The organism is Blastomonas sp. 34TW (assembly GCF_059803595.1).
Window position 1 is genome coordinate 1 of the sequence record NZ_JAPFGW010000005.1, and the last position, 26417, is coordinate 26417.

Annotated in this window: 26 protein-coding genes; 18 read left to right on the top strand and 8 right to left on the bottom strand. The window is 64.2% G+C overall.

The features are described from left to right. Window positions 1-190 precede the first annotated feature (190 nt). A complete protein-coding gene (locus OPU69_RS07820) occupies window positions 191-1336 on the top strand; it encodes a reverse transcriptase domain-containing protein (RefSeq protein ID WP_498510218.1) in 1146 nt (381 codons plus the stop codon). A gap of 55 nt (window positions 1337-1391) precedes the next feature. On the opposite strand, the gene OPU69_RS07825 is transcribed toward OPU69_RS07820, so the two are convergent. The 3 genes from OPU69_RS07825 to OPU69_RS07835 are packed head-to-tail and all read right to left on the bottom strand — an operon-like array spanning window position 1392 to window position 6947. Then, window positions 1392-4655, bottom strand: a complete 3264-nt coding sequence (locus OPU69_RS07825) for an error-prone DNA polymerase (protein WP_498510220.1) — start codon at window positions 4653-4655, stop codon at window positions 1392-1394. Continuing rightward, entirely contained in the window at window positions 4652-6220 is a 1569-nt protein-coding gene (locus OPU69_RS07830; RefSeq protein ID WP_060979610.1) for a Y-family DNA polymerase, read from the bottom strand. Before OPU69_RS07830 ends, OPU69_RS07825 begins: the two co-directional genes overlap by 4 nt. Continuing rightward, entirely contained in the window at window positions 6123-6947 is an 825-nt protein-coding gene (locus OPU69_RS07835; RefSeq protein ID WP_498510222.1) for an ImuA family protein, read from the bottom strand. Before OPU69_RS07835 ends, OPU69_RS07830 begins: the two co-directional genes overlap by 98 nt. A gap of 142 nt (window positions 6948-7089) precedes the next feature. Here OPU69_RS07835 and OPU69_RS07840 point away from each other — a divergent pair, with 142 nt between their 5' ends. Further along, entirely contained in the window at window positions 7090-8475 is a 1386-nt protein-coding gene (locus OPU69_RS07840; RefSeq protein ID WP_498510224.1) for a class I SAM-dependent methyltransferase, read from the top strand. Between the two features lie 795 nt (window positions 8476-9270). Here OPU69_RS07840 and OPU69_RS07845 read toward each other — a convergent pair. Further along, a complete protein-coding gene (locus OPU69_RS07845; RefSeq protein ID WP_498510226.1) occupies window positions 9271-9873 on the bottom strand; it encodes an HNH endonuclease in 603 nt (200 codons plus the stop codon). A gap of 196 nt (window positions 9874-10069) precedes the next feature. Here OPU69_RS07845 and gluQRS point away from each other — a divergent pair, with 196 nt between their 5' ends. The 5 genes from gluQRS (at window position 10070) to egtD (ending at window position 14165) form a co-directional block, all read left to right on the top strand. After that, window positions 10070-10933 carry a tRNA glutamyl-Q(34) synthetase GluQRS gene (gluQRS, locus tag OPU69_RS07850; protein WP_498510228.1) on the top strand — a complete coding sequence of 288 codons (864 nt, stop codon included), beginning with the start codon at window positions 10070-10072 and terminating at the stop codon, window positions 10931-10933. Next, entirely contained in the window at window positions 10930-11151 is a 222-nt protein-coding gene (locus OPU69_RS07855) for a hypothetical protein (protein ID WP_060977271.1), read from the top strand. The genes gluQRS and OPU69_RS07855 overlap by 4 nt, the downstream gene beginning before the upstream one ends. A 24-nt stretch (window positions 11152-11175) precedes the next feature. Continuing rightward, complete coding sequence (locus tag OPU69_RS07860; protein ID WP_060977270.1) at window positions 11176-11739, top strand: cob(I)yrinic acid a,c-diamide adenosyltransferase; 564 nt, start codon at window positions 11176-11178, stop codon at window positions 11737-11739. A gap of 134 nt (window positions 11740-11873) precedes the next feature. Next, window positions 11874-13151 carry an ergothioneine biosynthesis protein EgtB gene (egtB, locus tag OPU69_RS07865; protein WP_498510230.1) on the top strand — a complete coding sequence of 426 codons (1278 nt, stop codon included), beginning with the start codon at window positions 11874-11876 and terminating at the stop codon, window positions 13149-13151. A 15-nt stretch (window positions 13152-13166) separates the two neighbouring features. Continuing rightward, window positions 13167-14165, top strand: coding sequence for an L-histidine N(alpha)-methyltransferase (egtD, locus tag OPU69_RS07870; RefSeq protein ID WP_498510232.1), 999 nt, complete (start codon window positions 13167-13169; stop codon window positions 14163-14165). A gap of 13 nt (window positions 14166-14178) precedes the next feature. Here egtD and OPU69_RS07875 read toward each other — a convergent pair whose 3' ends face one another. Next, entirely contained in the window at window positions 14179-15612 is a 1434-nt protein-coding gene (locus OPU69_RS07875; protein WP_498510234.1) for a M20/M25/M40 family metallo-hydrolase, read from the bottom strand. Window positions 15613-15703: 91 nt separating this feature from the next. On the opposite strand from OPU69_RS07875, the gene ispG reads away from it, so the two are divergent. From ispG to OPU69_RS07905, 6 genes are read left to right on the top strand one after another with little or no spacing between them, the layout of a single operon-like run. Beyond that, window positions 15704-16855, top strand: coding sequence for a flavodoxin-dependent (E)-4-hydroxy-3-methylbut-2-enyl-diphosphate synthase (gene ispG / locus OPU69_RS07880; RefSeq protein WP_060977268.1), 1152 nt, complete (start codon window positions 15704-15706; stop codon window positions 16853-16855). 3 nt (window positions 16856-16858) lie between these two features. Further along, window positions 16859-17182, top strand: a complete 324-nt coding sequence (locus tag OPU69_RS07885; RefSeq protein WP_060977267.1) for a DMT family transporter — start codon at window positions 16859-16861, stop codon at window positions 17180-17182. Between the two features lie 11 nt (window positions 17183-17193). Continuing rightward, window positions 17194-17673 (top strand): GNAT family N-acetyltransferase, encoded by a 480-nt coding sequence (locus OPU69_RS07890; RefSeq protein ID WP_060977266.1) that lies wholly within the window; start codon window positions 17194-17196, stop codon window positions 17671-17673. A 60-nt stretch (window positions 17674-17733) separates the two neighbouring features. Beyond that, window positions 17734-17976, top strand: a complete 243-nt coding sequence (locus OPU69_RS07895; protein ID WP_498510237.1) for an AbrB/MazE/SpoVT family DNA-binding domain-containing protein — start codon at window positions 17734-17736, stop codon at window positions 17974-17976. After that, complete coding sequence (locus OPU69_RS07900) at window positions 17973-18353, top strand: type II toxin-antitoxin system VapC family toxin (protein WP_498510239.1); 381 nt, start codon at window positions 17973-17975, stop codon at window positions 18351-18353. The genes OPU69_RS07895 and OPU69_RS07900 overlap by 4 nt, the downstream gene beginning before the upstream one ends. 52 nt (window positions 18354-18405) lie before the next feature. Then, window positions 18406-18537 carry a hypothetical protein gene (locus tag OPU69_RS07905; RefSeq protein WP_269454099.1) on the top strand — a complete coding sequence of 44 codons (132 nt, stop codon included), beginning with the start codon at window positions 18406-18408 and terminating at the stop codon, window positions 18535-18537. On the opposite strand, the gene OPU69_RS07910 is transcribed toward OPU69_RS07905, so the two are convergent. Together OPU69_RS07910 and OPU69_RS07915 are read right to left on the bottom strand one after the other, a co-directional pair. Then, window positions 18519-19262, bottom strand: a complete 744-nt coding sequence (locus tag OPU69_RS07910) for a ParA family protein (RefSeq protein WP_060977307.1) — start codon at window positions 19260-19262, stop codon at window positions 18519-18521. The two genes, OPU69_RS07905 and OPU69_RS07910, sit on opposite strands and share 19 nt — an antisense overlap. A gap of 13 nt (window positions 19263-19275) precedes the next feature. Beyond that, complete coding sequence (locus tag OPU69_RS07915; protein ID WP_498510241.1) at window positions 19276-20325, bottom strand: alpha/beta fold hydrolase; 1050 nt, start codon at window positions 20323-20325, stop codon at window positions 19276-19278. Window positions 20326-20639: 314 nt separating this feature from the next. Between OPU69_RS07915 and OPU69_RS07920 the strand changes: the two genes are divergently transcribed. Then, window positions 20640-22919: a TonB-dependent receptor family protein gene (locus OPU69_RS07920; protein WP_498510243.1), complete on the top strand. Its 2280-nt coding sequence runs from the start codon at window positions 20640-20642 to the stop codon at window positions 22917-22919. A 46-nt stretch (window positions 22920-22965) separates the two neighbouring features. On the opposite strand, the gene OPU69_RS07925 is transcribed toward OPU69_RS07920, so the two are convergent. Further along, complete coding sequence (locus OPU69_RS07925) at window positions 22966-23784, bottom strand: universal stress protein (RefSeq protein ID WP_060977261.1); 819 nt, start codon at window positions 23782-23784, stop codon at window positions 22966-22968. A 183-nt stretch (window positions 23785-23967) separates the two neighbouring features. Between OPU69_RS07925 and OPU69_RS07930 the strand changes: the two genes are divergently transcribed. The 4 genes from OPU69_RS07930 to OPU69_RS07945 are packed head-to-tail and all read left to right on the top strand — an operon-like array spanning window position 23968 to window position 26416. Then, entirely contained in the window at window positions 23968-24675 is a 708-nt protein-coding gene (locus tag OPU69_RS07930; protein WP_498510245.1) for a CoA transferase subunit A, read from the top strand. 2 nt (window positions 24676-24677) lie between these two features. Next, a complete protein-coding gene (locus tag OPU69_RS07935; RefSeq protein ID WP_498510247.1) occupies window positions 24678-25571 on the top strand; it encodes an HAD family acid phosphatase in 894 nt (297 codons plus the stop codon). Continuing rightward, a complete protein-coding gene (locus OPU69_RS07940) occupies window positions 25568-25774 on the top strand; it encodes a hypothetical protein (protein WP_498510249.1) in 207 nt (68 codons plus the stop codon). The genes OPU69_RS07935 and OPU69_RS07940 overlap by 4 nt, the downstream gene beginning before the upstream one ends. 6 nt (window positions 25775-25780) lie before the next feature. Then, window positions 25781-26416, top strand: coding sequence for a 3-oxoacid CoA-transferase subunit B (locus OPU69_RS07945; RefSeq protein WP_498510251.1), 636 nt, complete (start codon window positions 25781-25783; stop codon window positions 26414-26416). The last annotated feature ends 1 nt before the right edge of the window (window position 26417 follow it).

The following is a 26417-nucleotide window of genomic DNA, read 5'->3' on the forward strand; positions in this document are numbered from 1 at the left end:
CGGCGAAACGCGGTCTCTTGGCCGTAAGCCGGGCCCTTGGGCACATGGCACATACCGACACTCCGCTCGCGGAAGGTCGGCTCCTGGTGAACCGCCAACGTGGGTGATTTAGGTGAGGTTGGCGGCAACTAGGCAAAGGAATGCTCTTCAGCGGATATTTGCGCCCTCAGAACTTAATATAGTTTGGGACTTGGAGCGTCGCCGCTTAAAGTCAAGTTGCTTTGGTATCGACCGAGTAAGTGGTGCACAGTTTGATGCTGAGCGTGCTTGGCGTATTCCTTCGCTGAGGTCGCGTCGTCTGGCCTCTAATTTTACGCCACAGCCCCTTCTGGCTATCGCTAGGCCTAAGCCATCTGGTGGATTTCGAATAATCTGCATTCCAACCATTGAAGATCGACTGATTCAATTCAGCATACTCTACAGAATAAGGGATTCTCTCAAAAAGAGGGGGCTTCTTAATGATGTAAGTTATGGACTCGTTGCAGGCGCTCAAAGGACCGTCCAGGATGCTCGTAAAAAAGCCTCGTTGTTGCGAGACGGTGCTAATTGGGTATATAAAGCTGATATTGAAAAATTTTTTGATAGAGTGCCTCGAGATTATCTTGAAAGGCAGATTCGAAGCGCCATTGATTGCCGTTCGTTACATGACATATTGATATCGTTTGCAAGTGTTGAGATAGGTGATGGATTTTCGCCGAATTGGCCTGATTTAATTGCTAAGTCTGGTATTGTTAAAGGGGTTGGTGTTAGGCAAGGGATGCCGCTATCGCCATATTTTGCTGGGATAGTTCTTCGCGATTTAGATAAATCAATCATTAAAAAACGGTTTCGTGCTATTAGGTACGTAGATGATATAATCGGATTTTTTAAGTCTCGAAGAGAATGTGAAGAGTTTGACTCGTTTTTGCGAGAGGAGTTGGGAAAAATTGGGCTAAGTATTGGGCTGGTTGACGAGGCCAGTTCCAAGACTAAAATTTTTGCACCTGATGAAGCTGCAGAGTTTCTGGGTATGGAAATGCGCTTTGGCCAAAATGGAAAATGCTCTTTGTGGATCGGTGAAAAAACTCTAGCAGGAATTGAGGAGCGTTTTACTGAAATGATGTCTCTTGACGTTCTTATTAAAGAGGGTATCACGCTTCCAATACTTGGTAGTAGACTTGAAGCAATGCGGAGAGGGTATATTGCAGCTTATAGCGGTGCTGAGAATATGGAGGAATTAAAAGGACGTATTCGAAATATTTCTGATCCAATCGTGCATACAGTTTTGGAGGAAATATTTGGTATTCAAATGAGAAGTTTAAATAAGAAGCAGAGGAAATTTTTGGGCATAGAATGAATTATGGATTGTATATTATATTAAATTTCAATAAACTTGAATATTTGCTGCCCCCTCAATGAAAATCCCGCGACTTGGGCAGCACCCGTGCATCTCTCGGATGCCGTGACGGCACCGGGCGCACCACCTCATCCGCCCGCGCCAGCGGCGGGGTCAGCGCGCCATCCCCCCGCGCCTCGGTAAGCGTCGCGAGCAAATCCGTGCGGTCCACCACCCGGTTCGCCATCAGGTGGACCACGCCTTCGGGGCTGCGTTGCAAGACGCCTTCGACCTGCATCAGGCGGCTCGCCATCACCGCGCGGCGGTAGCGTTCGAACAGGCGGGCCCAGAGGACGACATTGGTAATCCCCGTCTCGTCCTCGATCGTCACGAAGATCGCGTTGCCCTTGCCGGGGCGCTGGCGGACGAGGACGACGCCGGCGGTGCGCACCCGCGCGCCCGCCTTGGCGTTGGTCGTGTCCTCGCAGCTCAGCACGCCTTCTGCGCGCAGCCGCGCGCGCAGGAACGCCATCGGATGGTCCTTCAGCGACAGGCGCAGCACCTGGTAATCGGTGACGACCTCTTCCGCCGCGGGCATTTGCGGCAGCTGCATGTCGGGCTCCGCGCCCAGCTCGCGCGCCTTGGCCGCGGCGAACAGCGGCAGCTCGGTCGAGGGCGTGCGGCGCACCTCCCACAGCGCCTGCCGCCGCGACAGGCCGAGCGAGCCGAACGCATCGGCATCGGCGAGCAGGCGCAGCGCGGCGCTGGGCAGGTCGGCGCGCCGGGCGAGCCGCTCGATCGAGACGAAGCGTCCGCCCGCGCGCCGCGCCTGCACCAAAGCCTCGGCCCAGGCCTGGCGAAATCCGTCCATCTGGCGAAAGCCCAGCCGCAGCGCCAGCCGCCCGCGCAGGTCGCGCTCCAGCCGGTTGTCCCAATGGCTGGCGTTGATGTCGATCGGGCGCACCTCGACCTGATGCTCGCGCACGTCGCGCACGATCTGCGCGGGCGCATAGAAGCCCATGGGCTGCGAATTGAGCAGCGCGCAGGCGAAGACCGCCGGGTGGTGGCACTTGATCCAGGACGAGACATAGACCAGCCGCGCGAAGGACAGCGCGTGGCTTTCGGGAAAGCCATAGCTGCCGAAGCCCTCGATCTGCCGGAAGCAGCGCTCGGCAAATTCGGCGGCATAGCCGCGCGCGGTCATGCCCTCGACCAGCTTGGTCCTGAAATTGTGCATCGTGCCGACATTGCGGAAGGTCGCCATCGCGCGGCGGAGCTGGTTGGCTTGCGATGGCGTGAAATCCGCAGCGACGATCGCAAGCTTCATCGCCTGTTCCTGGAACAGGGGCACGCCATAGGTCTGGCCGAGCAGGTTCTTGAGCTCGTCCGGGTCGTGCGGCGGGGCGGGCGAGGGGTATTCGACCGGCTCGATCCCCGAACGGCGGCGCAGATAGGGGTGGACCATGTCGCCCTCGATCGGCCCGGGGCGGACGATCGCGACCTGCACGGTCAGGTCATAGAGGCAGCGGGGGCGAAGGCGCGGCAGCATGTTCATCTGCGCGCGGCTTTCCACCTGGAACACGCCGATGCTGTCGCCCCGGCAGAGCATGTCGTAGACCTCAGGGTCATCGGCATCGAGATCGACGGTGAGGTCATGCTCGCCCAGGCCATGCTCGCGCATCAGCGCGAACGCCTTGCGGATGCAGGTGAGCATGCCCAGCGCCAGCACATCGACCTTCATCAGGCCGAGCGCGTCGATGTCATCCTTGTCCCATTCGATGAAGGTGCGGTCCTCCATCGCGGCATTGTGGATCGGCACTGTCTCGTCCAGCCGGTCCTCGGTGAGCACGAAGCCGCCGACATGCTGCGACAGGTGGCGCGGGAAGTGCAGGATCTGGTCGACCAGATTGCGCAGGCGCACGATGTCCGGATTGTCGGGATCGAACCCGGCTTCCTCGTAACGCTTCTCGGCCATCGAGGACGAGAAGCTGCCCCAGATGGTGCTGGAAAGCCGCGCGGTCACATCCTCCGAAAAGCCGAGCACCTTGCCGACCTCGCGCACCGCGCTGCGCGGGCGATAGTGGATCACCGTGGCGGCGATGCCGGCGCGGTGGCGGCCATAGCGGGCATAGATATATTGCATCACCTCCTCGCGCCGCTCGTGCTCGAAATCGACGTCGATATCGGGCGGCTCGGCGCGCTCTTCGGAAACGAAGCGCGAGAACAAGAGGTCGTGCGTCACCGGATCGACCGAGGTGACGCCGAGCAGGAAGCAGACGATCGAGTTGGCGGCTGAGCCGCGCCCCTGGCACAAGATCGGCGGCTCTCGGCTGCGGGCGAAGCGCACCAGATCGTGCACGGTGAGGAAATAGCAGGCGTAGCGCTGTTTCGCGATGAGGGTGAATTCCTCGTCGAGCAGGTCGCGGACCTTTTTGGGCAGCACCGCGCCATAACGTTCGTGCGCGGCTTGCGTGACCATATGCTCGAGCCAGGCCTGCGCCTCCCAGCCCTCCGGCACGGGTTCGAGCGGATATTGATAGCGCAGGTCGTCGAGCGTGAAGCTCACCCGTTCCATCAGGCGCAGCGTCTGGTCGATCGCATCGGGGCAATCGGCGAAGAGGCGCGCCATTTCGTCCGCCGGCTTGATATGCCGCTCGGCATTGGCCTCGAGCAGCCGCCCGGCCTCGGCGATCGTCGTGCCCGCGCCGATGCAGGTCAGCACATCGTGCAGCGGGCGCTGCGCCGATTCGGCATAAAGCGCATCGTTGGTGGCGATCAGGGGAGTGCCAGTGTTCTCGGCGAGCCGCATCAGCCGGGCGAGGCGGCGGCGGTCCGCCCCCCGGCGCGGCATGGTCGCACCGATCCACACGCGTCCCGGCGCGGCCTCATTGAGCGTGCCGAGCAGCGGCGCGTCAGCAGGCGAGGCCATCACGATCAGCAGCAGATCGTCGCAGAACTCGATCAGATCGGGCAGGCGCAGCACGCAATCGCCCTTGGCCGCGCGCAGGTTGCCGGTGGTGAGCAGCCGCGTCAGCCGCCCCCAGCCGTGGCGCGTCGCGGGATAGGCGATGATGTCGGGGGTCTCGTCGGCGAACACCAGCCGCGCGCCGACCAGCAGGCGCAGCGCGGGCGGCGGCGCGCCGATCTCCGCCGCTGCCTTCACCGCATCGCGCAGCGCCATATGCGCGCGCACCACGCCCGCGACGCTGTTGCGATCGGCGATGCCGATCCCCGCGAGCCCCAGTTCGAGCGCGCGCGCGACCATGTCCGCCGGGTGCGAGGCGCCGCGCAGGAACGAATAGTTGGTCGCGCAGACCAGCTCGGCAAAACCGGCGGTCACGCAAATAACCCGTGGACATACCAGCGCGGATCGGGCCGTTCGCTGTCATACAGGCCGTGGCGGAATATCCAGAAGCGCCGCCCGCGCGCGTCCTCGATCCGGTAATAATCGCGCGTCAGCCCGCTCCTGCCCGGCGCATGCTTCCACCAGGGCGCAGCGATCCGCTCGGGCCCCTCGAAGCGCACGACATGATGCTGCTGGCGCTTCCAGCGGAAACGGTGCGGCGGGCCATCGGGCACCTCGGCGATCACCTCGATCGGCTGGGGCGGATCGAACAGATGGATCGGGCGGCTCGGCGGCTCGCCCGGCTCCGGCGCTTCCCAGGGTTCGGGCGCGGGCAGATCGACCGCGGGCAGGGTCAGCGCCGCCTGTTCCGGCACATGCGTGTCGCGCGGCTGGAACCGGCGGATCGCGCCGCGCCCGAGCCGGCTGCTCAGCCGGTCGATCAGCGCGGCAAACGCCTCCTCGCTCACCGCACCGCCTTCCAGCTGCAATTGAGAGGGTGCCATCGGCTCGATGCGCGGCACGATCAGCCGGATCATGTCGAAACCGAAGCCCGGATCGATCGGGTCGGACAAAGCATCGAGCCGCTCGTGCAGCAGCCGCATCAGCACCTCGCCGTCGCGCATCGGCAGGCTGGTCTCGGCGGCCAGATCGAAGGTGCGGCCATCGCTGCGATAGAAGCGCGCGGCGAAATGGCGCCCGCCCATGCCGCGCTGCTCGAGTGCCTCGGCGGCTTGATCCGCAAGCTCGGAAAGCGCCGCCATTGCCGCCTCGGTGCGCGCGATCGGTTCGGCAAAGCGCGTCTCGAAACGCAGCGCGGGCGGGCTGCGGCGCGGGACGATGCGGCTGTCGGCGCTGCCCAGCAAGCGGTCGAGGCGCTCGACCAGTTCCTCGCCGAAGCGCGCGGCGAGCGGCGCGCTGGGCCGCATCGCAAGATCGCCGATGGTCTTGAGGCCGGCGCGGATCAGCGCGGTCTGCACCTCCTCCTCGATGCGCAGCGCCGCGACTGGCAAGCGGCGCAGCACGACATCGCCGTCCTCGGGCCGCGCGAAGCTCAATCCCGGCGCGAACCGGGCAAGCGCCTGTGCCGCTTCGGGCGTATCGCCGCACCCGCTGCGGACATGGTCGGAAAAGCGCGCCAGGCTGTCCTCGGCGGCGGCGACCAGCGCAGCTTCCCCGCCGAACAGATGCGTGCAGCCGGTGATGTCGAGCACCAGCATGTCGGGCGGGTCGGTGGCGACCAGCGGCGTGAAGCGGTCGCAATGATCGGCCAGCCGCTCGAGCCACGACAAGTCGGCCAGCGGATCGTGTGGCTCGACGCGGAGTTGCGGCACCTGCGCGCGCGCATCGGCCAGCATCATGCCGGGGATGAGGCCCTGGGCATGCGCTTCCGGACATATCGCGGCGATGCGCATCGCACCGCGCACCTTCTCGACCAGCACCAAAGGCGCGGAATCATCGACGCTATCCGGTGCGTTGCAGCCCGATCGCGCGCGCCGGTCGACCGGCAGAAAGGGGAAGAACAGCGCCAGATAGCGCCGCTGCGCCTCCGGTTCCGGCACCGCCGACAGGCGAGGCCTCTGCAAGACAGGCTTGTTCACGGTTCCACTCCACGCGCCACGCGCCGCCCGCCGGGCGTCCGCGCTGGCGCAACAATTCTATGGCCCAGGCAGGATAGCCGGGCGCATTGGCTTCCATCGGCAGCGAGGGCGCGGCGTTCACCTGCCATCGGGTCTGCGCCGCGCTGGGCGCAGGCGTGGCGGCGATGCGCAGCGCGATCACGGTGACGCCCGAGGCTTCGGCGGCGAGCGCCAGCCTGCGGCTTGCGGTCAGGTCGAACGCGCGGGGGTTCCGCCACAGCTCGACCACCGCCACGCCGACATCGCCGCAACGGGTGACATCGGCCGCGGCGCGCAGCACCGCCAGCGCATCGGGCAGCGTGCCCAGGATGACTTGCGCCGGGGCCAGGCCGATCTCGACCAGCCCCGGCGCGTGCAATTGTCCGCCCCGCCGTTCCGCCTCGCCCTCGCGCAGCCAGACCAGGGTGCCTCCGAGTCTCAGCGCTAGCGCCGCTGTAAATCCGGTCGCACACCCGGCATCGTCCGCCTCGAAAGCAAAGATTTCATGCAGCCGCGCGCGCATCAGCCCGCCGCCCAGCGCCGCATCGATTCCCGCATGCCCGGTGCGCGCCAGCCCCGCCGGTTCGCCTGCAGGTTCGCTCGCGCAGCCGCGTTCCAGCCCGGCAATACGGGCTTTCAGGGACTCGAGGGAATCGCGGACGCTAGACATATGTTCTTATTATGTTCCATTTTGCGGAACGTCAAATGCCTCTGCGGCGGGCCGCGATGCCAATTCGGGACCGGTGACGCTTTGTTAACCCTTCGCGTTAATAGTCTGTTGAACTGAGTTAACGCCCATTGGGGGGAACAGCATGACCGATACCGCACCCGACATCGCTTTGGCCCGCGCGCTGCTGCACGAGGCGATGGAACTTCAGGCAGCGGGCAATCTGGCGGCTGCCGAAGAGCGCTACCGCCTGGTCATCGACCATGATTACCGCGCCGCCGAAGTCCTGCCGATCCTCGCCGGCATCCTGGGCCTGCGCGGCGCGAACGAAGAAGCGCTCGAGCTGTGGGATACCTTGCTCGCGATCGATCCCGACCATGCCGTCGCGCATCATGAAAAGGGGCTGATCTACAGCCGCACCGGCCGTCCCGACCTTGCCATCACCGCGATGCAGGCGGCCTGTGCTGCCGATCCCGCCAACCCGGTCGCGGCCAACAATCTTGCGGTCATGCTCTCCGATGCCGGGCGCAAGATCGAGGCGCTCGACCAGTTTTGCCGCGCCCAGGCGCTGCAGCCGGGCAACATCCATATCGAACACCAGATCCGCCGCCTCTCCGCCGAGATGGTGCCCTTCTGGCATATCCCGATGCTCAACGACGTGCGACGCAACGACGCGTTCGAGGCCGCGATCATCGCTGCGCTGGCCCAAACCGGCCCGGATGCGCGCGTGCTCGATATCGGCACCGGCAGCGGCCTGCTATCGATGATGGCCGCGCGCGCCGGGGCGCAATCGGTCACCGCGTGCGAGATGGTGCCGATCATCGCCGACATGGCGCGGCAGATCATCGCGGATAACGGCTATTCGGACCGCATCACCGTCCATACCGCGCCCTCGACCGAACTCAAGGTCGGCGAGCATCTGGACGAGCGCGCGGACATCCTGGTCTCCGAAATCCTCTCGTCCGATCTGCTTACCGAGCATGTCATCGACACGTTCGAGGATGCGCATGCCCGGCTGCTCAAGCCCGACGCCATCGTCATCCCGCGCGCCGCCTCGGCCATCGGCTGTCTGGTCGAAAGCCAGGTGCTCGCGGATTACGTGTTCGTCGATCAGGTCTCGGGCTTCGACATCTCGCGCTTCGGCGCGCTCGCCTCGCCCAAGCTGCCGATTCACGGCACGATGACCGACTGGAAGCGCCTGTCCGACGATGTCGAACTGGTGCATATCGACCTCACCCGCACCCAGCACCAGAGCGACCTGCACCTGTTGCAGATCAACGTGCTGGAAGACGGCATCGCCAGCGGCATCGTCCAGTGGATGCATGTCGACCTCGCCGAAGGCATCAGCTTCGACAACCATCCCGACGGCTATACCGATGGCGGCTGGCTGCAGGTGCTGCACAATTTCCCCGAGCCCGTCGCCGTGCGCGCGGGCGACGTGCTCAACGTCGCGGTGGGCCATGACCGCGTGACCCTGATCGTGCGCCCGCTCGAGGTGATCGCGGCGGCCGAGCAGGTAAAGGTGGCGTAACGCACAACCGCTGCTCTCTCCCTTGAGGGCAGAGAAACGAAGGCTTGGCAGCAAAGCTGCCTAGCCGCAGTTGAGAGGGGTCAGCGGTTCGCGCAGCCCCCCTCCCAACCCTCCCCCCTGAAGGGGAGAGGGCTTTCCATTTCCTGATCGCCTCCCCCAAGACTCCCCTCCCTGAAAGGGAGGGGCAGGGGGTGGGTCAGCAACGGCTTCGATGGCGCACATACGGCGCGCTGACGCGCGCACCCACCCCTAACCCCTCCCTTACAGGGAGGGGAACGCGCGTTGTTGGGCCGTCACCGATTACCTAACCCTGAAGGCGCGAGGCCATTCCAATGCCTTAACCACCCCCGCTCATCCTGAGCAGCGGGCGCAGCCCGCGAAGTCGAAGGACCCGCGCCCACGCTGGCCGTATAGCGGGGCCTTCGACAAGCTCAGGCTGAGCGGAGGGGGGCGCTTATGTTATCAAACCTACAAAACGGTGGTCCCAGATAACTGCCCAATTGCCGTACTGAAAGCTGCTTGCTAAACTGCTCGGATGAAACTGAAACAAACGATAATGTGGCTGGCTGCAACTCTGGCTCTATTCTTCGGTTGCTGCCTGGTCATGTTTTTCGGTCATGGGCTCTTGTCAGCATCGGAATGGCTGACGTTTAGCTTCCTCGCTATTTGGGGACTAAGCGCCTTGGCATGGCCATGGTTTTTGATCAGAACGCTAATTCAAGGCAGACGGGCGTGGGCGGATAATCGCCAGTTCCGTCAGGCTGCCCGGTAGGCACCCGAGCGGCACAAAGCCCCTCAAGCCTCCAGCTCGACATCCCAGTACAGCCAGTCGTGCCAGCTCTCATGCAGGTAGTTCGGCGGAAACGCTCTCCCGCGTTCCTGCAATTGCCAGCTGGTCGGGCGTATCGGTTGGACCATCAGGCGCATGTTGGCTTGCGCCGGGGTGCGGCCGCCCTTGCGCATGTTGCAGGGCGCGCAGGCGGTGGCGACGTTTTGCCAGGTGGTCTTGCCGCCCAGGCGGCGCGGGACGACGTGGTCGAAGGTGAGATTGTGCGGCGATCCGCAATATTGGCAGTGAAAGCGGTCGCGCAGGAACAGGTTGAAGCGGGTGAAGGCGGGATATTCGGACGGCTTCACATATTGCTTGAGCGCGATGACCGACGGGATTTTCATCTGGATCGTCGGAGAGTGCACCTCGCGCTCATAGGTCTCGATGACATCGACCCGGTCGAGGAAGATGGCCTTGATCGCGGTCTGCCACGGCCAGAGGCTCAAGGGGTAATAGCTCAAGGGGGTATAATCGGCGTTCAACACAAGGGCGGGGCAACTGTCCGGATGCCGGATCATGTCCGGCTGCGGATCGCGTACCGCCCGTTCGATCAAGTCGGGATGAAACATGGTCGGCTCAAACCCTCTCCCATTCGTCCGCTGCGCTTCGTATAAACCCTGATGCGTGACAGCCCCGTGACAATCCTGAAAGTGCTCGATTTACGGTTAATCAGCATGAGCGTGCGGCCAAGGTCAAGGGGGCGTTTCCACAATATATGGTGATAAGTCCGCAATTTGCACCCAAGGGGCGGAAGAGCAGGCGGTGATGCGCACCCGCTTTGCGCCCAGCCCCAATGGCGCGCTGCACCTGGGCCATGCCTATGCGGCTTGCCAAGCCAGCGACCTGGCCCGGCAACTCGGTGGCGCCTTCCTGCTGCGCATCGAGGATATCGACGGCGTACGCTCGCGGCCTGAGCTGGTCGAGGCGATCTTCGACGATCTGCGCTGGCTGGGGCTGGACTGGGACGGGGAGGTGCTGTTCCAGTCGTCGCGGCTCGCCGCCTATGATGCTGCGCTGGCCGAGCTCAAGGCGCGTGACCTCGTCTATCCCTGTTTCTGCACGCGCAGCCAGATCGCGGCGGCAGGCGCGCAGCCGGGGCCGGAGGGGCTGGTCTATCCCGGCACCTGTCGCGCGCTGTCCGATGACGAGCGCGCCGAGCGTATGGCGAGCGAACCGCATGCCTGGCGGCTCGACGTTGCCAAGGCGCTCGTACACACTGGCGCGCTGGTCTGGCACGACATGGCCGCCGGAGAACAAGCCGCACAGCCCGAGCTGTTCGGCGATGTCGTGCTCGCGCGCAAGGATGCGCCTGCCAGCTATCATCTCGCGGTGACATTGGACGATGCGCACCAGCAGATCAGCCATGTCGTGCGCGGGCGCGACCTGTTCCTCGCGACGCATGTCCACCGGCTGCTCCAGGCGCTGCTCGGTCTGCCGGTGCCGCTTTATCGCCACCACCGGCTGCTCGCAGGACCGGACGGGCGGAAACTGGCGAAAAGCGAGGGCGCCGCCGCGCTGGCCGCCTTGCGCGAACAGGGGGTGGATGGCCCCGCCTTGCTGGAAAATTTGCGCCAAGGCGCTCTTCCGTCTGGCATTTCCTGGGCAGAGCCCTCATATAGTGTGTCATGAACGTCATCATCATCCTCGCGATTGTCGCGCTGGCAATCATGGTTCTGGTCAGCCTCGTGCGCGGCCTTGTCGCCTTCATCCAGATGACCGAGGAAGACCTCAAAAACCCCGGGGTCGGCCGCAGCCATCAGATGCAGAACAAGATGATGTTCGCGCGCGTCAAATATCAGGCGATGGCGATTGCCGCGGTCGCCGTGCTGCTGCTGGTCAACCGCTGAGCCTCAGGGCGGCGGGGGCGCAATATGGTCAAGCTCAACAAGATCTACACGCGTACCGGCGATGACGGCACGTCAGGCCTGGTCGATGGCTCGCGCATTCCCAAGCATTCGGCGCGCATGGCGGCGATCGGCGATGTCGACGAACTGAACAGCGCGCTGGGCCTTGCGGTGGTCGCGCTGGGCGAGAGCGAATTCGCCGCCGATCTGGTGCGCGTACAGAACGACCTGTTCGATCTCGGCGCCGATATCGCGACGCCGGGCGAGGATTTCACCCCGTCCGAAATGGTGCTGCGCATCGTGCCCAGCCAGGTCAAATGGCTTGAGGACCGCATCGATGCGGTCAATGACAGCCTTCCGCCGCTCACCAGCTTCATCCTGCCCGGCGGCAGCCCCGCTGCGGCTGCGGTGCATCTCGCCCGCGCCATCGCCCGCCGCGCCGAACGGACCCTGGTGGCGGCATCGCACGAGGGATCGATCAACCCGCAAGCGCGTATCTATGTGAACCGGCTGTCGGACTTTCTGTTCGTCCTCGCCCGCCGGATCAACAATGGCAACGACCCGCTCTGGGTGCCGGGGGCTTCGCGATAGAGCTTTGCCGCGCCCGTGTATTGGACGGGTGATTAGAGTATCGTCACCCCCGCGAAGGCGGGGGTCCCGCTTTTGGCTTCGGACAGGATAGCGGGATTCTGCGCTTTCGCGGGAATGACGGACAAGGGGGTAGAATGACGACCACCAGCGCACCGGCAATCACCGCCTTCGATGCAAGTCGCCACGACGACCTCGCCCACCGCTTCACCCAGGTCCGCACCCTCACGCGCGATCTCGTAGCGCCGCTGTCCGACGCCGACGCCACCGTCCAGTCGATGGACGATGCCTCGCCCGCCAAATGGCATCTGGCGCACACCAGCTGGTTCTTCGAAACCTTCGTGCTGCGCGATCATGTGCCCGGTTACGAAGCCTTCGACGCCAACTACGCGTTCCTGTTCAACAGCTATTACGAGGCCGAAGGCGCGCGCCATGCGCGGCCCCGGCGCGGCATGCTGACCCGGCCGTCGCTCGACGAGATCCGCGCCTATCGCGCGCATGTCGATGCTGCGGTGCAGGCGGCGCTGCCAGGCCTGAGTAACGATGCGCTCGATCTGGTCGAACTGGGGTTGAACCACGAGCAGCAGCACCAGGAGCTCTTGCTGACCGATATCCTGCATCTGTTCGCGCAGAACCCGCTGCATCCGGCGGTCTGGCCTGCGGTGCCGCTCGGCTCGGTCGAGGCTGCGCCGCTCGCATGGATCGAGGGCCCGACCGGGCAGGTCGAGATCGGCCATGCGGGCAAGGGCTTCGCGTTCGACTGCGAAGGCCCGCGCCATGCGGTGCTGCTCACCCCCTATGCGCTCGCCAGCCGACCGGTGAACAATGCCGAATGGGCCGCGTTCATCGCCGATGGTGGGTACAGTGACCCGCGCCACTGGCTGTCCGACGGCTGGACCTGGGTGAAGGCCGAGGGCATCATTGCGCCGCTCTACTGGCAGCAGGATGACGATGGCGGCTGGATGCAGTTCGGGCTCGATGGCTTGCGCGCACTCGACCCCGCTGCGCCGGTCACGCATATCAGCCTGTACGAGGCCGATGCTTATGCCAGCTGGGCAGGCGCGCGACTGCCGACCGAGCAGGAATGGGAGGCGGTTGCGACGATGCACGATGCTTCCTCGGGCAACCAGCTCGACCGCGCCGGACCCGTGCGGCCGCGTGTCGATGCGGCGGCCTCGATGTTCGGCAATGTCTGGCAATGGACGGGCAGCGCCTATCGCCCCTATCCCGGCTTCAAAGCCGCAGAAGGTGCCGTCGGCGAATATAACGGCAAGTTCATGTCCGGCCAGTTCGTGCTGCGCGGATCGAGCTGTGCAACTCCGCGCGGTTCCGTGCGTCCCAGTTATCGCAACTTCTTCTATCCCCATCAGCGCTGGCAGTTCACCGGTCTCAGGCTCGCCAAGGACCTGAACTGACCCCGCGCAGGAGACATGTCCTTGGCTACCCTGATCGACTCGCCCGAAGCCCAGACCGCCGCCGCATCGGGTGAGGCCGATCCCGCCTTCCGCGCCGATGTGCTCACCTGTTTCCGCGACACCCGCCGCGCCATCCCGGCGCGCTGGTTCTATGACAAGACCGGCTCCGAACTGTTCGAGGCGATCACCGACCTTCCCGAATATTACCCGACCCGCACCGAAACCGCGCTGCTTGAGCGCTATTGCGGCGAGGTGGCGCAGCAGGGCGGGGCAGGGCGCACCGTAGTCGAATTCGGCTCGGGCTCCTCGGTCAAGACCCCGCATCTGCTGCGCGCGGTGCAGGGCAGGCACTATGTGCCGATCGACATTTCGGGCGAATTCCTGCGCGAATCCGCCGCCGCGCTCGCGCACGATTTTCCCGGGCTGAGTGTTCATCCGCTCGAAGGCGATTTCATGCGACCGCTGAAATTGCCCGAGGCTGTCGCGGATGAACCCAAGCTCGGCTTCTTCCCCGGCTCGACCATCGGCAACATGGTCGCGCGCAGCTCGCTCGACCTGCTGCGCTCGATGCGCGAGACGCTGAGCCTCGGATCGCTGCTGTTGATCGGCATGGACCGCATCAAGTCGCCCGATATCCTCATCCCCGCTTATGACGATGTGCAGGGGGTGACTGCGCGGTTCAACCTCAATCTGCTCCACCGCATCAACCGCGAGCTCGACGGTACCCTCCCGGTCGATCGCTTCCGCCATGTCGCGCGCTGGAACGACAGTTATGCGCGGATCGAGATGCATCTCGAGGCGCAGGAGGACCTGAACTTCACCGTGCTGGGTGAACGCTTTGCGATGCACAAGGGCGAGACCATCCACACCGAAAACAGCCACAAATACGGCCCGCGCGACGCGCGGCTGCTGCTGCGCGCCGGCGGCTGGACGGTGCGGCACGAATGGACCGATCCGGACGACTGGTTCGCGCTGATACTAGCCGAAGCCAAGCCGTTCCAGACCGCGCCCTGAGGCGTGGCGGGGATCAGCCCGCCAGCTTCTTCATCACCAGATACCAGTGGTCGAGGCCCTTGTAGAAATCCTCGACGCGGATGCGTTCGTTGAGGCCGTGCGCAAAGATATCCGCGCTGCGCATCGCGGCATTGCCGATGCCCACGGTGTTCATGCCCAGCGCACGATAGTGCATGCCATCGGTACCGCCCGACGACAGTTCGGGCACGATCGGCAGGCCAGGATAGCGCGCATCGAGACTGGCCATGATCGCCGCGCGCACTTCGGGGGTCAGCGTGGATTCGGGGCTTTCGACCACGTTGGTCATCAGCTTGAACTTGACATTGTCATTGCCGATCGCCTTGGCAAGCGCGGCCTGAGTGGCTGCCGCGCCGCCCTCGCCGGGCATGATGCGGCAATTGACCGTTGCGGTCGCCGATTGCGGCAGCGCGTTTTCTGCATGGCCGCCGCGCAGCATGGTCGCAACGCAGGTGGTGCGCATCTGGGTCGATATGCCCGGATCGGAAAGCAGCTTGACGCGCGGTTCGGGGGCTTCGGGATTGGCGGCAAAGGCCTGCATCGCCTGGCCCATCTCGCCCGGCGTCAACTTGCCCATCGCGCCGAAATAGCTGCGCACCAGCGGGCTTGCATTGACCGGGAACTGATAGGCCTGGATCTTGCCGAGCGCCTGGGCAAGCTCGTAGATCGCATTGTCGGCGCGTGGGCGCGAACTATGGCCGCCCGGATTGGTGACGGTGAGCTCGAACGTCGCAAAGGTCTTCTCGCCCGCCTGGACCTGGTACATGACCGGCTTGAAATCCTCGGTCATCGCCACGCCGCCGGCATCGCCGTTGAGCACCAGTGCGGGCTTGATCGTTTCCGCCACCATCTTCGCCTGCGCGCGGGTGGAGATCATGCCGGTCTCCTCGTCGCCCGAAAAGACGAGATACAGGTCGCGCTTGGGCGCCCAGCCTTCCTTTTTCAGCCGGATGAAATTGTGCGCCAGCGTCGCGACGCCGTATTTGTTGTCGAGCGAGCCGCGACAGAAGAAATAGCCGTTTTCCTCCACCAGCTTGAACGGAGGGCGCTCCCAGTCTTCGGGCAGCGCCTCGACCACGTCCATATGGCCCAGGAACACGATCGGCCCGGCCTTGGGCTTGCCCTTGGCGGCATAGCGCACCACCAGCCCCTGGGTCGGTTCGCCGTCGCTGTCATAATCGGTGATCGTGATGTCGCTTTCGGCAAAGCCGGCCTTGAGCAGTTGTGCCTTGAGATAGCCGGTCATCACGCCCATCTGCCTGTGGCCGCGCGCGGTGCGGATGCCGACGACATCGCTGTAGAGCTGGCGCGCGGCAAGCTCGTTGGGCGTGCGCTGCGGGGCCGGGGCTTGCGCCAGCGCGGGCAGGCTCGTCGCAGTCGCAACAGCGGCCAGGCCGGTGGCCAGCGCCAGTTTCATCACGGTTTTCATGGTATTCGGCGTTCCCTTTTCTATCACCCGCACATCTCGCCAAAGCCGGTCGAAGCGACTATAGCGTTCGCATACTCTTGGAGAACAATTCATGTCGGCCCACAACCCCTCTTTGCGACCCTGGCGCGATATCGATCGGCGCAAGTGCCGCCAGATCATGGTCGGCAAGGTGCCGGTGGGTGGCGATGCACCGGTCAGCGTGCAGACGATGACCAACACGCTGACCTCCGACGCGAAGGCGACAATCGACCAGATTCGCCGCTGCGAGGAGGCCGGGGTCGATATCATCCGCGTCTCTTGCCCCGATGTCGAATCCACCGCTGCGATGAAGCAGATCGTTCGCGCCTCGCGCGTGCCGATCGTCGCGGACATCCATTTCCACTACAAGCGCGCGCTCGAAGCGGCGGACGCGGGCGCAGCCTGCCTGCGCATCAATCCGGGCAATATCGGCTCGTCCGAGCGCGTGCGCGAGGTGGTCAATGCTGCCAAGGCCAATGGCTGCGCCATCCGCATCGGGGTGAATGCCGGAAGCCTCGAGAAGGACCTGCTCGAAAAATATGGCGAGCCGTGCCCCGAGGCGCTGGTCGAAAGCGCGCTCGATCATATCAAGCTGCTGCAGGACCATGATTTCCACGAGTTCAAGGTCGCGGTGAAGGCGAGCGACGTGTTTCTCGCGGTTGCGGCGTACCAGCAGCTCGCCGACGCGGTCGATTGCCCGCTGCACCTCGGCATTACCGAAGCGGGCGGGCTGATCGGCGGCACGGTCAAGAGCGCAATCGGCATCGGCAACCTGCTCTGGGCGGGCATCGGCGATACCATCCGCGTCTCGCTCTCCGCCGAGCCGGAAGAAGAGGTGCGCGTCGGCTTCGAGATCCTGAAATCGCTCGGCATCCGCACCCGCGGCGTCCGCATCGTCAGCTGCCCCAGCTGTGCGCGCCAGGGCTTCGACGTGATCCGTACGGTGCAGAAGCTGGAGGAACGGCTGCAGCACATCAACACGCCGCTGTCGCTCTCGGTGCTCGGCTGCGTCGTCAACGGCCCAGGCGAAGCGCGCGAGACGGACATTGGTCTCACCGGCGGCGGCAAGGGCAAGCATATGGTGTACCTGTCGGGCATTACCGACCATACGGTCGAGGACGAGGACATGGTCGATCATATCGTCCGCCTGGTCGAGGCCAAGGCCGCAGAGATCGAGGCCGAAGCAAGCGACGCAGGCAATGCCGAGCCGGTCGCCGCGGAATAGTTCATGGGACCATGGCTGACTCTGGTTGCAGCCGGCCTGTTCGAGGTCGGCTTCACCACCTGTCTGCGTTATGCGGACGGGTTCCGTAACATGGCCTGGACCGCGGGCTTCATCGTCTGCGTGATCCTGAGCTTCACGCTGCTCGACAAGGCGGCCAAGACCATTCCGCTGGGAACCGCCTATGCCGTATGGGTCGGCATAGGCGCCGTCGGGACGCTGGCGGTTGGAGTGGCCACGGGCGATGAAACTCTTGGCCTGGTCCGGCTGGCGCTGGTCATCGGGCTGATAGGCTGCGTGATCGGCCTGAAATTTGCCGGACAGCATTAGGAACACGAATAATGACCGTAAAAATTCGGCCGGCAGTGCCCGGCGATGAGGCTGCCATCCTCAGCATGGTCATCGCGCTCGCGGTGTACGAGCGCGAGCCCGATGCGGTGAAGGCGACCGAGGAGTCGTTGCGTGCAACCCTGTTCGGCGACAACCCGCAGGTGTTTGCGCATATCGCCGAACTCGACGGAGCGCCGGTGGGGCTGGCGCTCTGGTTCCTCACCTATTCGACCTGGACCGGTGCGCCCTCGCTCTATCTCGAGGATCTGTTCGTGGCCGAAGCCGCGCGTGGAACCGGCACCGGGCGCGCGCTGCTGACGGCGCTGGCGCGAGAGGCGAAGGCGCTTGGATGCGCGCGGATGGATTGGGCGGTGCTCGACTGGAACGAGAAGGCCAGGGCATTCTACACCCATATCGGCGCGCATCATTCGAAAGGCTGGGAGCCCTGGCGGATCGAGGGCGACGCGCTGGAGCGACTGGCGGCGGGCTGACCGCGGGTTGGTTGAGTCGCCTTGGGTCCTGTGGTAGTTTTAGGTCCCAAGGAGGCGAGCATGACCTATTCGGCCAAGATCATCAAGGGCGGCAAGATCGTCATACCGGCCGAGCTGCGCCGAGAACTGGGTTTCGCTGATGGTGATCGGCTGGTGCTCGAACGTGAAGGCGAGGCGCTCGTAGTCAAGAGTCACTCGCACGTGATTCGCGAGCTGCAGCAAGCATTCAAGGCTGCCATCAAGGAGCCGTTTACCGTGGATGATTTCCTGGCGGAACGGCGCGCAGAAGCTGCCCGCGAATGACGGTCGTCCTTGATGCATCTGCATTGCTTGCGGTGCTTCTGGTCGAACCTGGCCGCGAGAATGTCGAGCCTCACCTGATGGATGCGGTCATTTCGACGGTCAATCTCAGCGAGGTCTTTGCGCGTGCTTTGAAGGCCGGGGTTTCCTCCGATGATGCTCAATGGATAATTGAAGGTTTTGGCCTGATGACAATCTCCTTCAGCGCTGAACATGCGATCGAAACTGCTCTGCTGCTGCCTGTCACCCGCCATCTTGGCCTTTCGCTGGGCGATCGCGCCTGCCTGGCGCTGGCGCGGCGCGAAGGACTGCCCGCGCTCACCGCCGACCGTCAGTGGGAAGACCTGGATGTCGGCGTCGAGATCCGCCTGATCCGCTGAAACGCGCTGCCGCTTTAACGCGATATTAGCAATCGGGGCGCATCCTTTGCTCATGCGCAAAGCCATCGCCATCGCCGCCCGTCCTTCGCAGACCGATACCGCCTGGCTTGCTGTGCTGCGCTTCGTGCTTGTTTCGGGTTGTGCGGGCGCGCTCATCCTGGCGCGCTATCCGCTGCCTTTCTGACTGGCGAGCTTGCGCTCGATCCCCTGCCACAACTTGGCATAGGCCTGCGCCGCGGGGCTTTTCGCGTCGAATGCGCCCACCGGCAGCCGTTCTTCGGCCATTCGCTCGACCGCGCTCGCCATCGGGATGACCGGCCAGTCGGGATAGGCTTCGAGCGCCTGCTTGTGCAGCGCGCGCCTGCGATCGACCATCACGAACACCGGCAGCATCGGCGCGTGGCGTCCTGACTTGCCGTCGAGATAATTCTGCACCTCGGCAAAGGCACGCTGCGACAGCGGCGAGGGGATGATCGGCACGATCACCAGATCGGCCGCGCGCAGCACCTGATCCGAGGTTTCGCTGAGGCCCGGCGGGCAATCGAGCACGATGCGGTCATAATGCTTGCCCAGCCCGTCGATCAGCTTCTTGAGGCGCTTGGCCTTGCCGATCTCGAACAGCATCCGGTCGAGCCCGCGAAGCGAATGGTCGGCGGCGAGCAGGTCGAGCCCGGGAATGCGCGAGGGGCGCACGAGCTTTTCGGGCGAGACATCGCGCGCGAAGATCGATCGCGCCTCGTCCTTCACCGCGTGATCGTCGCCGATCAGATGGCTCGCCGCACCCTGCGGGTCCAGGTCCCACAACAGCGTCCGGCGCGAGGACAGGACCGCAGAGCACCAGGCCAGATTGACCGCACTGGTCGTCTTGCCCACGCCGCCCTTCAGATTGTAGACGGCTACGCTGTGCATCCGGTCCCCCATTTCAGCCCCCCTGTTGCGCTGCCTCACTGATGGCTTGCCCCTTGGCAACAGGCGCTGCGGCTGGGCTAGCGCTGGATTGTGTCGCGGGTGTTGCAGTGCGATTGAGCCCGGTCTTTTCCAGCCAGGCGCGCAGATCGGCGACGGTGCGCTTCGGGGCCTCCTCCATCGGGATATGGCCCAGATCGTCATAGGTGACGAGCGTGTCGTTGGGCAGCTGCCGCGCGAACCAGGTGGCGTTCGCCAGCGGAATCAGCGTGTCCTTCTTCCCCCACACGATCAGCGAGGGCATGGTCAGGCCCGCAAACTCGACCGCATCGGCCGGCTTGCGCGGGAAATCGCCCCGCGCGACGGTCGCCTCGCGATTGCCGGGATGGCGCAGCAGCTTCCAGTAGAGATCGACCATTTCGGGCGTCACCTTGCTGGGATCGCCCACGCTCTGCTTGAGGCTCTGTTCGATGATGCTGCGCGGCGTGAAGATCTTCATGATGGGCCGCACCGCCGCGCTTTGTGCCAGGCGAAAGCCGATCGGGATCTTCGTCGGCTTCGCCTCGGGCGCTCCCGAACTGTCGACCAGTACCAGCCCGGCGACCCGCTGCGGGTATTTGAGCGCGATGTTCCACGCGACCCAGCCGCCCATCGAGTTGCCCGCGACGACATAGCGGTTGATGCCGAGCGCGTTCATCACTTCGGCCCCGGTGTCGCGGAACGCCTCGGTGCTGTAATCGCCCTTGATCTGCGCGCCGGTCAGGCCATGGCCGGGCTGATCGTAGCGCACGACGCGATAGTCCTTCTTCAGGTCATCGACCCAGCCCTGCCAGGTGTGCAGCGAGGCGTTCGAGCCATGGATCAGCAGGATGGCGGGCGCATCGCGCGGGCCTTCATCGCGGACATGCACGCTCTGGCCATTGGGCAGTTCGATGAAGCGCGACGGCGGCCTGCCATATTGGGCTTGCAACTCGCTCGGCTCGATATCGGGTGCATAGCCCCAGATGCCGAGCCCGACGATCGCCAAGACCAGCAGAATGAACAGCCATTTCAGGAATTTGAGCATCCCACTTACGTCTCCACCTTTGGCGGCCCGGATAGGCCCTTATGGTTCTGCAAGCGCATTACTGCACCGCTGCGGCCTGCCCGCAAGCAAAAACCCGCGCGCGCCGACATCCCGTTGCGCGACGTTGTTGCAGATTTGTCACGCAGTACGAAAATGCACCGTATGAGCAATTGCATATTGCGGGTGATAACGCCTCGCATTAAGCGCCTCGGCAAGGCGCGGCTGCGACCGTCATGCTGTCTGTGGAGATGTTTGAAATGGTATTGCCCGAAAGCTGGCGCTGGTCCGCTGGAGCAGGCTTGGCAGCGCTGGTCATGGCAAGTATGCCAAGCACTGCCTTTGCTGGATCGGGTAATGCGACCATTGCAGACGGTGGCGCAGCTGCAGCTGGCGCCGCTGCCGCCAATGCGGTTGCGGAAGCCGAGGCTCCGGGCGGTTCGCGCACCGATATTGTCGTCGTCGGCGATGCCATCAAGGCGGACGAAATCGCCGGATCATCCGCGATCGTCACCGATGTCGACCTCAAGCGTTCGCGCGTGTTCAACGTCAATGACGCGCTTCGCCAGGTCGCCGGGCTGTTTCCGCGCGACGAGGAAGGCGCGGGCGCGCGTCCCAATATCGGCATTCGCGGGCTCAACCCGATCCGTTCGACCAAGGTGCTGCTGCTTGAGGACGGCGTTCCCCTGGGTTTTGCGCCTTATGGCGACAATGCCGCCTATTATCACCCGCCGATCGAGCGTTTCACCGCTGTCGAGGTGCTCAAGGGCGCCGCGCAGATCCGCTTTGGCCCGCAGACGATCGGCGGCGCGGTCAACTATATCACGCCGGCGGCGCCCGACGATCTGTCGGCGCGCTTTACCGGCAGCCTTGGCAATCGCGATACGCTCAACCTCGACGCGATGGTCGGCGGACCGGCGCTGGGCGGCAAGCTGCTGCTGCACGTCAACCACAAGCGCACCGATGGCAATCGCGACAACCAGGCACTGCGCTTCACCGACATCTTCCTGAAGGGCGAGTGGGAACTCGGGCCCGATCATGGCATCACGCTCAAGGTCTCGCGCTTCGAGGAAGACAGCCAGGTCAGCTATTCTGGTCTGACCCGCGCCGAATTCGCTGCCGATCCGCGCGGCAACGTGTTCGTCAACGACGATTTCCAGACCGAGCGCTGGAACGCGACACTGGCGCATCGGTGGTCGATCTCGGAAGCCGCGACGCTGCGCACCACGGCCTATTATCACTATTTCACGCGTGACTGGTGGCGCCAGTCGTCGAACAGCGGCCAGCGCCCGAACGATTCGAGCGACCCGGCCTGTGGAGGTCTCGCCAATCTGCTGACGACCTGCGGCAACGAAGGCCGTCTGCGCGATTATGATACCTATGGCATCGAAAGCCGCCTGGAACTCGATCATGCCGCGCTCGGCTTCGGCGGATCGACCGAGATCGGCATCCGCTATCACGAGGAGCGCCAGCGTCGCCGCCAGTGGAATGGCGATACGCCCAATGCCCGCACGCCGGGCACCGGCGTCAACGCGGGTGTTCGCGAGAATAACGAGCGCGATGCGACGGCCTTTTCGGCCTTTATCCAGTCGCGGCTGGAATTCGGCAAGTTTGCGATCATTCCCGGCCTTCGCGGCGAGTTCATCGATTTCGAGCGGCGTAACCTGCCGATCTCGGTGCTGGCAGGAGGACGCCCGACCGGTGCGGTGACCGCTCCCACCGCCGCTTCGCAAAGCCTTGACAAGCTGCTCCCCGGAATTGGTGCGACCTGGGAAATCGCACCCGATGTGACGCTTTATGGGGGCGTCCATCGCGGCTTCGCTCCGCCGCGCGTCGAGGACATCATCACTGCGGCAGGCGGCACGGTCGATCTCGATCCGGAGCTCAGCTGGAACTGGGAAGCCGGTGTACGTGGCAATATCGTCAAGGGCGTGCGCGGCGATGCGACGTTCTTCGTCATGGAGTTCGACAATCAGATCGTCGCGCAATCGGTGGCGGGCGGGGTCGGTGCGACGCTGACCTCTGCCGGGCGCACGTTGCACCGGGGCGGTGAGCTGTCGCTGTCGCTCTCCTCGCGCGAGGCGGGGTGGACGGGAGCGGACACCGATGTGTTCGCGCGCATGGCTGCGACCTGGGTCGCCAATGCCCGCTACAAGAGCACGCGCATCGCCACCGCGCCCTGTTTCGACGGCGCGACCATCGGCACGCCGGTGCTTACCGGCAACGGCCCGGTGCCTTGCGGTGTCGCGCGCAATATCGAGGGCAACCGGCTGCCCTATGCGCCCGAGTGGCTGTTCAACGCAGCGGTCGGCATCGAGCATCGCGGCTTTACCGGCCAGGTCGAACTGGTCAGCCAGTCTTCGATGTTTGCCGACGACGTCAACCTGATCCCGGTGACGCCCGATGGCCAGCGCGGCCGCATCAACGGCTGGACCCAGGTGAATGCCGCCGTGTCCTACGGTCCGCCCCAGGGCAATTGGGAGGTGTTCCTCTCGGCACGCAACCTGTTCGACCGGCTGTACATTGTCGACCGCGCGCGCGGCGTGCTGCCCGGCCAGCCGTTCATGATCCAGGCCGGGTTCACCGTCCGCATGTGATCCAGGCCGCTCCCGCCGCTATTGGCGGGAGCGGTGGCGACCCGGCTCAATGCGCCAGCAGCAGCGGGATGTTGGAATCCTTGAGGAAATAGCGCGTCACCCCGCCGAGCAGCACTTCGCGCAAGCGGCTATGGCCGAACGCGCCCATGACGAGCAGGTCCGCGCCGATCTCGCCTGCGACATTCTCGATGATCTCCTCGATCGACATGAGGCCGCGCTCGCGTTCGATCAACTCGCTGCATACGCCATGGCGCGAGAGATATTCGCACGCCTCGGTCGAGGGGAAGCCGGCCGCCTTTTTGGGCTCGACCACCGTCAACAGATGCACCGAGCCTGCGTTCTTGAGCAGAGGAAGCGCCTGGCGCGCCGCATTGGCCGCTTCGTGGCTGCCGTCCCAGGCGATGAGGATCTTGCCGCCGGTATAGAGCGACTTGAGCGTGGTCGGCACCGCCAGCACCGGGCAGCGCGTTTCGACCGCGACATCGGCGATCGACAGCAACGGATGCGGGCGTACATTGCGCTCGGCATTGTCGAGCGACAGCACGATGACATCGGCAAGACGCGACGCGCTGATCACCGCCTGGGTGACGTCGCCGTCATAGGCGGTCCAGTCCCAGGGCAGGCCCTCGATGCTCATCTGCGCCTCGACCAGCGCGCGCAGCTTTTCCTCGTCGGCGCGAAGCTGTTCGAGCATGCCCGCAGGCACATAGCTGCCGCCCATCGGGTCCATCACGATAAAACCCGAAAGCGGCGTCGCCTGCAGGAAGGTGATATGCCCGTTCTGCGCGCGGGCGAGGTCAAGCGCCACCTGCAGACGGGATTCGAAGGCCTTGCCGCCATCGGCGTAAACCAGAATGGATTTCATCACACGCTCTCCTCTTTTGACGTAACCAAATTGCGCCGGAAGCGGACCCAAGTGCATTGATTCAAATCAAGCGGTGCTGGAAAAAGCCGGGGCGGGACGCTAGGCGAAGGCGGGACGCTCGAATCATCAAAGTTGGCCGTCCGGCTGCCGATCCAAGACCCTTTTGACTGGGAGACATCCGTCATGCAGAAAATCTATCCCGACGCCGCATCCGCTCTGGAGGGACTTCTGTTCGACGGGATGCACATCTGCGCAGGCGGTTTCGGCCTGTGCGGTATTCCCGAGCGGCTCATCGACGCGATCCGCGACGCGGGCACCAAGGATCTCACCATCGCCTCGAACAATGCCGGGATCGACGGCGAGGGGCTCGGCAAGCTGCTGCGTACGCGCCAGGTCAAGAAGATGATCTCAAGCTATGTCGGCGAGAACAAGGAGTTCGAGCGGCAGTATCTGGCAGGCGAGCTCGAGGTGGAATTCTGCCCGCAAGGGACACTCGCCGAACGCTGCCGCGCGGGCGGTGCGGGCATTCCCGGCTTCTACACCAAGACCGGCGTCGGGACCCAGGTCGCCGAGGGCAAGGAGCACAAGGATTTCGACGGCCAGACCTATATTCTGGAACGCGGCATCTATGCCGATCTGTGCATCATCAAGGGATGGAAGGCCGACAAGTCGGGCAACCTGATCTTCCGCAAGACCGCGCGCAACTTCAACCAGCCGATGGCGACCGCAGGCAAGATCTGCGTCGCCGAGGTGGAGGAAATCGTCGAGACCGGCAGCCTTGATCCCGATGCCATCCATCTGCCCGGCATCTATGTGAAGCGCCTGATCTGCGGCGCGCCGTACGACAAGAAGATCGAGTTCCGCACCGTGCGCGAGCGGGCGGACGCGTGAGGATGCGACAAGACCACCGCGCTGGCAGGGGCGGCGCGGTCCTGGCCGCGTTGGCGCTCTCCGCCTGCACCACGACCATCGTCGAGGCGCCCGCCGCGCCGCCTGCTCCGGCACCTGCGCAGACCGCGATGGTCCCGACCGTCCCGATGGGCCAGCAATGGCTATACGGCTCGGCCGAGGGCGCGATCTCGGTGCGTCAGACCTATGGCGCGCTCACATCCTATGCGCTCGCCAAGGCCAAGGCGCGGCCTGCCGACAGCGTGATCATCGACGAGACGACCGGCAAGCCCTTCGCCTGCGGTAACAAGCCGCTCGCCGCCGTGTTCGATGCCGACGAGACGCTGATCTGGAATATCGGCCCGATGCGCTGGTTCGCGATGACCGGCAAGGAATTCGACGCGAAGACCTGGGACCAGTGGGAAAAGACCGGCACGGGCAAGGCCGTGGCGATGCCCGGCGCGGTCGAGGCGATGCAGGCTTTGCGCGCGGCGGGGATCACGCCCATTGCCAACACCAACCGCTCTTCCGCTAATGCCAAGGGCAGCGAGGAAACGCTTGCCGCTGCGGGCCTGGGCAGCTTCAAGCATGGCGACACGCTGTTCCTGATGGGCGACGACGCCACGGGATCGAGCAAGGACCAGCGCCGCGCGACCATCGCCGCGCGCTGGTGCGTCATCGCGATGGCGGGCGACCAGCTCGGTGATTTCCGCAATGCGTTCAACAAGCCCGAACTGCCCCCGCTTGAGCGCCGCGCGCTCGCCACCGCCGCACCCTATGACAGGCTCTGGGGCAATGGCTGGTTCCTGTTCGCCAATCCGGTCTACGGCCCGTCGATCCGGGGGGGCTTTGATGATATATTTCCCACCGACACCCATTGGGAGCCGGACGGACAGTGAACGACAATGTTGAAAACCTCATTCTCGAACGGTTGCGCCCGATCGAGGACAAGCTCGACACCGAAATCGAGCGGGGCATGGAAACGCGTGAGCGCCTTGGGCATCTGGAAGAGGGTATCGCCTCTGTCAGCCGCCGGGTGGATCGTATCGACTCTCGGCTTGACCGTATCGAACGGCGGCTTGATCTTCAGGAGGCTAAGTAACCGATAATGCCCTGGACCCGTGACGACATGGCGGCGCGCGCCGCGAAGGAACTCAAGGACGGCTATTACGTCAACCTGGGCATCGGCATCCCGACGCTGGTCGCGAACCATGTGCCTGAAGGCATCGAGGTGACGCTGCAGTCGGAAAATGGCATGCTCGGCATCGGCCCGTTCCCGCTCGAGGGAGACGAGGACGCGGACCTTATCAATGCGGGCAAGCAGACGATCAGCGAACTCGCCTCGTCGAGCTATTTCAGCTCGTCGGACAGCTTCGCGATGATCCGCGGCGGGCATATCGATCTGACCGTGCTCGGCGCGATGGAGGTCGCCGAAAATGGCGACATCGCCAACTGGATGATCCCCGGCAAGATGATCAAGGGCATGGGCGGTGCGATGGACCTGGTCGCGGGCGTCAAGAAGATCATCGTCGTGATGGAGCATACCAGCAAGAACGGCGACCCCAAATTCATTCCGGCCTGCACGCTGCCGCTCACCGGCAAGAATGTGGTCGACATGATCATCACCGATCTCGCGGTGTTCCAGCGACCCGACCATGACAGCCCTTTCAGGCTGATCGAACTGGCCCCAGGCGTCACTGCAGATGAGGTCGCTTCCAAGACCACCGCGCATTACGTCAGCTGAG

Coding starts and splice junctions, on each gene's coding strand:
- OPU69_RS07840 (WP_498510224.1), top strand. CDS start 7,090: ATGACCGATACCGCACCCGACATCGCTTTGGCCCGCGCGCTGCTGCAC.
- OPU69_RS07855 (WP_060977271.1), top strand. CDS start 10,930: ATGAACGTCATCATCATCCTCGCGATTGTCGCGCTGGCAATCATGGTT.
- ispG (WP_060977268.1), top strand. CDS start 15,704: ATGTCGGCCCACAACCCCTCTTTGCGACCCTGGCGCGATATCGATCGG.
- OPU69_RS07900 (WP_498510239.1), top strand. CDS start 17,973: ATGACGGTCGTCCTTGATGCATCTGCATTGCTTGCGGTGCTTCTGGTC.
- OPU69_RS07905 (WP_269454099.1), top strand. CDS start 18,406: ATGCGCAAAGCCATCGCCATCGCCGCCCGTCCTTCGCAGACCGATACC.
- OPU69_RS07945 (WP_498510251.1), top strand. CDS start 25,781: ATGCCCTGGACCCGTGACGACATGGCGGCGCGCGCCGCGAAGGAACTC.
- OPU69_RS07910 (WP_060977307.1), bottom strand. CDS start 19,262: ATGCACAGCGTAGCCGTCTACAATCTGAAGGGCGGCGTGGGCAAGACG.
- OPU69_RS07930 (WP_498510245.1), top strand. CDS start 23,968: ATGCAGAAAATCTATCCCGACGCCGCATCCGCTCTGGAGGGACTTCTG.
- OPU69_RS07845 (WP_498510226.1), bottom strand. CDS start 9,873: ATGTTTCATCCCGACTTGATCGAACGGGCGGTACGCGATCCGCAGCCG.
- OPU69_RS07835 (WP_498510222.1), bottom strand. CDS start 6,947: ATGTCTAGCGTCCGCGATTCCCTCGAGTCCCTGAAAGCCCGTATTGCC.
- OPU69_RS07920 (WP_498510243.1), top strand. CDS start 20,640: ATGGCAAGTATGCCAAGCACTGCCTTTGCTGGATCGGGTAATGCGACC.
- OPU69_RS07895 (WP_498510237.1), top strand. CDS start 17,734: ATGACCTATTCGGCCAAGATCATCAAGGGCGGCAAGATCGTCATACCG.
- OPU69_RS07875 (WP_498510234.1), bottom strand. CDS start 15,612: ATGAAAACCGTGATGAAACTGGCGCTGGCCACCGGCCTGGCCGCTGTT.
- gluQRS (WP_498510228.1), top strand. CDS start 10,070: ATGCGCACCCGCTTTGCGCCCAGCCCCAATGGCGCGCTGCACCTGGGC.
- OPU69_RS07860 (WP_060977270.1), top strand. CDS start 11,176: ATGGTCAAGCTCAACAAGATCTACACGCGTACCGGCGATGACGGCACG.
- OPU69_RS07925 (WP_060977261.1), bottom strand. CDS start 23,784: ATGAAATCCATTCTGGTTTACGCCGATGGCGGCAAGGCCTTCGAATCC.
- OPU69_RS07885 (WP_060977267.1), top strand. CDS start 16,859: ATGGGACCATGGCTGACTCTGGTTGCAGCCGGCCTGTTCGAGGTCGGC.
- egtD (WP_498510232.1), top strand. CDS start 13,167: ATGTCCTTGGCTACCCTGATCGACTCGCCCGAAGCCCAGACCGCCGCC.
- egtB (WP_498510230.1), top strand. CDS start 11,874: ATGACGACCACCAGCGCACCGGCAATCACCGCCTTCGATGCAAGTCGC.
- OPU69_RS07935 (WP_498510247.1), top strand. CDS start 24,678: ATGCGACAAGACCACCGCGCTGGCAGGGGCGGCGCGGTCCTGGCCGCG.
- OPU69_RS07915 (WP_498510241.1), bottom strand. CDS start 20,325: ATGCTCAAATTCCTGAAATGGCTGTTCATTCTGCTGGTCTTGGCGATC.
- OPU69_RS07890 (WP_060977266.1), top strand. CDS start 17,194: ATGACCGTAAAAATTCGGCCGGCAGTGCCCGGCGATGAGGCTGCCATC.